Origin of the sequence: Salipiger sp. HF18 (genome assembly GCF_011806505.1) — a bacterium.
GTDB classification, from domain to species: Bacteria; Pseudomonadota; Alphaproteobacteria; order Rhodobacterales; family Rhodobacteraceae; genus Salipiger; species Salipiger thiooxidans.
The window spans coordinates 1-6,542 of record NZ_JAATOS010000221.1 but is presented as its reverse complement, the minus strand read 5'-3'; the positions used below and the strand labels follow the sequence as shown (position 1 = coordinate 6,542).

The 6,542-nt window shown below is 72.7% G+C and carries 8 protein-coding genes; 7 read left to right on the top strand and 1 reads right to left on the bottom strand.

Annotation, left to right across the window (positions count from 1 at the left end):
- Positions 1-261: 261 nt before the first annotated feature.
- Positions 262-1,077 (bottom strand): 4-hydroxy-tetrahydrodipicolinate reductase, encoded by an 816-nt coding sequence (gene dapB, locus HC022_RS16480; RefSeq protein ID WP_167453154.1) that lies wholly within the window; start codon positions 1,075-1,077, stop codon positions 262-264.
- A gap of 87 nt (positions 1,078-1,164) precedes the next feature.
- Between dapB and rbfA the strand changes: the two genes are divergently transcribed.
- The 7 genes from rbfA to HC022_RS16445 all read left to right on the top strand — a co-directional run.
- On the top strand, positions 1,165-1,563 hold the full coding sequence (gene rbfA, locus HC022_RS16475; protein WP_167453153.1) for a 30S ribosome-binding factor RbfA: 399 nt from the start codon (positions 1,165-1,167) through the stop codon (positions 1,561-1,563).
- A gap of 5 nt (positions 1,564-1,568) precedes the next feature.
- Positions 1,569-2,315, top strand: a complete 747-nt coding sequence (locus tag HC022_RS16470; RefSeq protein WP_167453152.1) for a phosphodiester glycosidase family protein — start codon at positions 1,569-1,571, stop codon at positions 2,313-2,315.
- A 143-nt stretch (positions 2,316-2,458) separates the two neighbouring features.
- On the top strand, positions 2,459-3,805 hold the full coding sequence (locus tag HC022_RS16465; protein WP_167453151.1) for a TldD/PmbA family protein: 1,347 nt from the start codon (positions 2,459-2,461) through the stop codon (positions 3,803-3,805).
- Entirely contained in the window at positions 3,792-4,571 is a 780-nt protein-coding gene (locus tag HC022_RS16460; protein WP_167453150.1) for a 3'(2'),5'-bisphosphate nucleotidase CysQ, read from the top strand. Before HC022_RS16465 ends, HC022_RS16460 begins: the two co-directional genes overlap by 14 nt.
- A gap of 179 nt (positions 4,572-4,750) precedes the next feature.
- Positions 4,751-4,993 (top strand): DUF4170 domain-containing protein, encoded by a 243-nt coding sequence (locus tag HC022_RS16455; RefSeq protein ID WP_008883895.1) that lies wholly within the window; start codon positions 4,751-4,753, stop codon positions 4,991-4,993.
- Positions 4,994-4,998: 5 nt separating this feature from the next.
- Positions 4,999-6,228, top strand: coding sequence for a 3-deoxy-D-manno-octulosonic acid transferase (locus HC022_RS16450; protein WP_254885132.1), 1,230 nt, complete (start codon positions 4,999-5,001; stop codon positions 6,226-6,228).
- The coding region (locus tag HC022_RS16445; RefSeq protein ID WP_175583614.1) for a tetraacyldisaccharide 4'-kinase at positions 6,228-6,542 on the top strand (315 nt) is incomplete at its 3' end. The genes HC022_RS16450 and HC022_RS16445, both read left to right, overlap by 1 nt.

The window sequence follows — 6,542 nt, the reverse complement described above, 5'->3', positions numbered from 1 at the left end:
TGCCCGCCCTTCAGGTGTTGCGCGGGCGCTGCCCGCGCCGGGTGGAGGGGCGCTGCCCCTCTTGGCGCGTACCGCGCCAATTCACCCCGGGATATTTCTGGCCAGAGGAAGACCGGAAGAGCGCCTTTGCCACGTCCGTCTGGCTTACCCGGAGCGGCGGTCAGGTGAGCCAGCGAGAGGGCCGGGCCGGGCGGCGAAGGCGGCCAGCGTGAGGGCCGGCCGTCTGGCGCTGGTCGCTGGCCACCCGGTGCCGGCCTTGGCTCAGTCGCCGAGGCCGAGCACGTCGAGCATGTCGTATTCGCCCGGGGCCTTGTCCTGTCCCCAGAGCGCCGCCTTGAGGGCGCCGCGGGCGAAGAGGGTGCGGTCCGAGGCGAGGTGCTTGAGCACGATGCGCTCGCCCGCGGTGGCGAAGATCACCTCGTGCTCGCCCACCACGTCGCCGCCGCGGATGGCGTGGAAGCCGATGTGGCCGCGCTCGCGCTTGCCGGTGATGCCGTCGCGGCCCCGGTCCGAGACTTCGGAGAGCGCCACCCCGCGGCCCTCGGCCGCCGCCTCGCCCAGCATCAGCGCCGTGCCGGACGGCGCGTCGACCTTCTGGTTGTGGTGGGATTCGATGATCTCGATGTCCCAGTCGGCGTCGAGCGCCGCGGCGACCTGTCTGGTGATCCGGGTCAGCAGGTTCACCCCCAGCGACATGTTGCCGGCGCGCACGATCACCGCGTGGCGGGCGGCCACGTGGATCTTCCTCAGGTCGTCGTCGGAGAGCCCGGTGGTGCCGATCACGTGGACGGCGCGCGCCTGGGCGGCAAGCTCGGCGAAGCCCACGGTGGCCGCGGGGCTGGTGAAGTCGATCACCGCCTGTGCCCTGGCAAAGGCCTCGAGCGCATCGTCGGTCACGGTGATGCCCGTCTCGGTGCCGCCCATGCAGAGCCCCAGATCCCGGCCCACCCAGTCGTTGCCCGAGCGCTCGACCGCGCCCACGAGCTTCAGCCGGTCGCTCTTCTGCACCTCGCGCACCAGCATCTGGCCCATGCGGCCCGACACGCCCGTCACCACGACACCCGGCTTCTCGGTCATCCTGCTCTCCGATCCATCTGTTCCGGCTTTCCTTACCCCGCGTCGGCGCGCTTGGCAAAGGGGCGGGCAAGGACTAAGTGGGGAAGCATGGGCAAGAACAGATTCCAAGATGGGCACGGTCCCAGCCAGCGGCAACTTCGGGTCGGCGAACTCATTCGCCGCACCCTTTCGGACGTGCTGACCCGGGGCGACATCCACGACCCCGAACTCAACCGCCTGTCGATCACCGTGGGCGAGGTCGTCGTGTCGCCGGACCTCAAGGTCGCGACCGCCTATGTCGTGCCGCTCGGCGGTGGCGCCTCGGACGAAATGTTCGACCTGCTCAAGCGCAACCGCTCGGAGCTGCGCCGCGCCGTCTCGAAGGGGCTGACGCTGAAATTCGCGCCCGAGCTGCGCTTCAAGCTGGACGAGACCTTCGACCGGCTCGACGAGACCCGCCGCCTGCTCGCGCAGGACGCGGTGCGCCGCGACCTGGAAGAGGAGTAAGCGGCGTGCGAGGCTGGCTCGCCGCCGCGGCACTGGCGCTCGCGGCCTTCGCGGCGCTGCCCGCCCGGGCCGTGACCTGCGAGACCTCGGTCTACGAGGGCAACCGCTACACGCTGTGCAAGGTGTTCCCCGCCAAGGAAGAGCTGCGCACCTTCCTCAGCACCCCAGATGGCACGCCCTGGGGCCAGTTCACCGCGCTCGACACCGCGCTGCACCAGCAGGGCCGCAAGCTTGCCTTCGCGATGAACGCCGGCATGTACCACGAGGACCGCGCGCCGGTGGGCTACTACGTCGAGCGCGGCCGCGAGCAGATGCGGGTGATCTCGAGCGCCGGGCCCGGCAACTTCGGCCTGCTGCCCAACGGCATCCTCTGCATCCGCGCCCGTCGCGCCGACGTGATCGAGACCCGCGCCTTCCTGCGCGACCGGCCCGATTGCCGCTTCGCCACCCAGTCCGGGCCGATGCTGGTGATCGACGGCGAGCTGCACCCGCGCTTCCTGCCCGACAGCACCTCGCGCTACGTGCGCAACGGCGTCGGCACCTCGGCAGACGGCAAGTCGGTGATCTTCGCGATCTCGGAAAACGCGGTGAGCTTCCACGAGTTCGGCTCGATGTTCCGCGACTTCCTGAAGATGCCGCAGGCGCTGTTCCTCGACGGCAACGTCTCGCGGCTCTGGGCGCCGGGGGTGTCGCGCCGCGATCTCGGCCGCACCATGGGCCCGATCGTGGGCGTGGTCGAAGCGGCGGACTGACCCCACCCGACCGCAGCACCGATGCGCCCGGCTGAGGGCGCCGGCTGCCCCGGCCTGCCCTGCCACGACCGGCCCGCGCGCCTTTTCCTTGCACCCACGCGCCGCCCGTCCTACCTCGAAGGACGGACGATACCGGAGGATCCATGGCCCGCCCCCTCGACACCCTGACCCAAGCCCTTCTCGATGCCGCCAGCAAAGCCGGGGCGGAGTCTGCCGACGCGCTCGCCGTGGAGGGCAGCTCCATCGAGATCGACGTGCGCGGCGGCACGCTGGAACGGGCCGAGCGCTCCGAAGGGGTCGACATCGGGCTGCGGGTCTTCGTGGGACGGCAGAGCGCCATCGTCTCCTCGTCGGACACCCGCGACGAGACGCTGGCGGCGATGGCAGAACGCGCCGTCGCCATGGCCCGGGAGGCGCCCGAGGATCCGCACGCCGGGCTCGCCGATCCGTCGCAGCTTGCCACGCAGTGGGACAGCGCCGCGCTCGAGATGTGTGACCCCGCCGCCGAGCCCTCGCCCGCCGAGCTGCAGGAGGACGCCTCGCGCGCCGAGGCCGCGGCGCTTGCGGTGCAGGGCGTGAGCCAGGTGCAGGCGTCGTCCGCGGGCTACGGCCGTCGCGAGGTGCATCTTGCCGCGTCCAACGGCTTCTCGGGCGGCTACGCGCGCAGCTCGCGGTCGGTGTCCTGCGTGGCCATCGCCGGCGAGGGGCTGGCGATGGAGCGCGATTACGACGGTGACAGCCGCACCTTCCAGTCCGACCTGCGCGGCGCCGAGGAGATCGGCCGCCGCGCCGCCGAGCGCGCGCTCGAGCGGCTGAACCCGCGCAAGCCCAGGACCGGCGCCTGGCCGGTGCTCTTCGACGAGCGCATCGCCGCCTCGCTGATCGGGCACCTGATGGCCGCCGCCAACGGCGCCTCGGTGGCGCGCGGCGCCTCGTGGCTGCGCGGCGCGCTCGGCGAGGAGGTGCTGCCCAGCGGCTTGTCGCTGGTCGAGGACCCGCACCGGCCGCGGATCTCGGGCAGCCGGCCCTTCGATGCCGAGGGGCTACCGACCCGGCAGCGCACGCTGGTCGAGAACGGCGTGCTCACGGGCTACACGCTTGACCTCGCCACCGCCCGCAAGCTCGACATGTCCCCCACCGCGAACGCCGCGCGCGGCACCTCGGGCGGGCCGTCGCCGTCGAGCTGGAACCTCGCGCTGACGCAAGGAGACAAGAGCCGCGAGGAGCTGCTCGCCGAGATGGGCACCGGGCTCGTGGTGACCTCGATGATCGGCGCCACCATCAACCCCAATACCGGCGACTACTCGCGCGGGGCGGCGGGGATGTGGGTCGAGAACGGCGTGCCGGTCTACCCGGTTTCTGGCGTGACCATCGCCGGCAACCTGCGCGATTTCCTGCGCCGCATGACCCCCGCCAACGACGCGCGGCCGTGGCTGTCGCGGGTCGTGCCCTCGCTGCTGGTCGAAGGGCTCACGCTTGCAGGAGAGTGATCTCGCCCTCCTGATCCGGGCGGCGCAGACCGCGGCCGAGACCGCCACGCGCTACATCGGCGGCGAGATGAACGTGCGCCACAAGGCGGCGGACGGCAGCCCGGTGACCGACGCGGACATGGCGGTGAACAGCGTGCTGGGCGACATCCTGCGCGGGGCGCGCCCCGACTACGGCTGGCTCAGCGAGGAAAGCGCCGACGACGGCGCCCGGCTCGCCGCCCGCCGGGTCTTTATCGTCGACCCCATCGACGGCACCCGCAGCTTCATCGAGGGCTCCGAGAGCTGGGCGCATTCGCTGGCCGTGGCCGAGGATGGCGAGATCACCGCCGCGGTGGTCTACCTGCCGATGCGCGACCGGCTCTACGACGCGGCGCTGGGGGAGGGCGCGCGACTCAACGGCGAGGCGCTTCGCACGAGCCGGGTCGCGACACTGGAGGAGGCGCATGTGCTGGCGACGCGGCCGGCGCTCGATCCCGCGCACTGGCACGAGGCGCCGGACCTGCAGCGCAGCCACCGCCCGTCGATCGCCTACCGGCTGGGGCTGGTGGCCGAGGGGCGTTTCGACGCCATGTTCACCTTCCGCCCGAGCTGGGAGTGGGACATCGCCGCCGGCGCCCTGCTGCTGTCCGAGGCCGGGGCACGGATCACCGACCGCCACGGCGCGCCGCTCCGCTTCAACGCCCCCACGCCGCTGCACCAGGGCATCGTGGCCGCGAACCCGGCGCTGCACGACGACATCTTGCGGCGCCTGCGCCCCCTGCCCTGAGCGCCCCGTCGCAGAACCGCCTCGTGGCCGTGCAAGCCGCCTCGGGCGGCGGCATTGGCGGGACAGGAAAAGCTGTCGGCATTCCGCATGGCATCCCTCGCGGCACCTCCCGACCTCGCGACTTGACGTGGCGGGGGGAGACCGTAGGTTGCGCCCGTCATTATCTGAAAGGTCAGAGCATGGTTCAGCGACTTCATCTCGTCTTCGGCGGCGAGCTGGTGACCCCGGAAAAGAACGTCTTCAAGAACGTCGAAGACCTGCACGTGGTGGGCATCTTCCCCGACTACGCCAGCGCCCATGACGCGTGGAAGGCCGAGGCGCAGCGCACCGTAGACAACGCCCACATGCGTTACTACATCGCCCACCTTCACCGTCTCCGCGACGAGGAGACCGAAGCCTCGACCACCGAGGAACTCGGCTGACACCGTTGTCGCGCAGACCTTTCGCGCTTCAGGCCTACCTCGCCTTTGCCCGAGGCCGCCCCGCGGCGGCCCCGGCCATGCTGCCGCGCCCGGACGGGCCGCTGATCTGGGCCCATGCCGAGCGCCCCGAGACCGCCCGCGCGCTGTCGGCGCTTGCCGCGCGCATGCAGTCGCAGCGCCCCGAGATCTCGGCGCTGCTGACATGGCCCTCGGACGGGCCGGACCCTGCGCTCGATCCGCGCGGCTGCCTCGCCCAGCCGCTGCCCCCCGACAGCGCGTCCGACGCCCAGAGCTTTGCCGCCCACTGGCGCCCCGATCTCGCGCTCTGGACCGGCCAGCGCCTGCACCCGGCGCTGCTGTCGCGGCTCTCGGACGCGGGCAGCAGGCTGATGCTGCTCGGCGCCCGCAACGAGCCCTGGCAGACGCCCGCGCCGCTCTGGGTGCCCGACAGTGCCACGGCGACGCTGGCGCTCTTCGACCGCATCTTCGCCGAGGATGACGCCGCCGTCCGCCGCCTGCGCCGAGCCGGGCTCCCCGACCAGCACCTGCGCCGCGCCGGTCCGCTCACCGAGACCACGCCGCCGCTCGACTGCGACCCGGACCTGCACGAGGAAATGGCGCAGCTGCTCTCCGGCCGCCCGGTCTGGCTGGCCGCCCGCGCCCGCGCCGAAGAGGCGCCCGACATCCTGCAGGCCCATCGTCGCGCCACCCGCCTCGCCCACCGGCTGATCCTGCTGCTGGTCCCCGCCACCCGCGAGGACGGTGCCGCCATCGAGGCGCTGGCCCGCGACAGCGACCTGCGCGTCGCGCGCTGGGAAAACGGCGAGATGCCCGACGAGAACTGCCAGGTACTGCTCACGGAGGATGCCTCCGAGCTCGGGCTCTGGTACCGGCTCGCCCCCGTGGCCTTCCTCGGCGGCTCGCTGCGGCCCGGCCATGGCGGCGAGGACCCGCTCGAGGCGGCGGCCCATGGCGCGGCGCTGCTCTACGGCCCCAACGTCGGCCGCCACCTGTCGTCCTACACGCGGCTGGTCGAGGCCGGTGCCGCCCGCATCGTCCGCGATTTCGACACGCTCGCCACCGCGATCTCGCAGCTCGTCGCCCCCGACCGCGCCGCCGCCATGGCGCATGCGGGCTGGGACGTGGTGAGCCAGGGGGCGGCGCTCACGGACGAGGTCATCGCGCTAGCCTTCGAGTGGCTCGACGGCGGCGGCACCAGCGGGGAGGCGGCCTGATGCGCGCGCCCGGCTTCTGGTTCACGCCCCCCGACCAGCCCGCCCCGCAGGCCCGGCTGCTGGCGCCGCTCGGCGCCCTGACCGCCCGCGCCACCGCCCGGCGCATCGCCCGCCCGGGCGGGCGCGTCGACGTCCCGGTGATCTGCGTCGGCAACATCAACGCGGGCGGCACCGGCAAGACCCCCACCGTGATCGCGCTGACCGAGCGGCTGACGCAGCGCGGGCTGTCGGTGCACGTGGTCTCGCGCGGCTACGGAGGCCGCCTGGAAGGCCCCGTGCGCGTCGATCCCGCCCGCCACGGCACCGAGGACGTC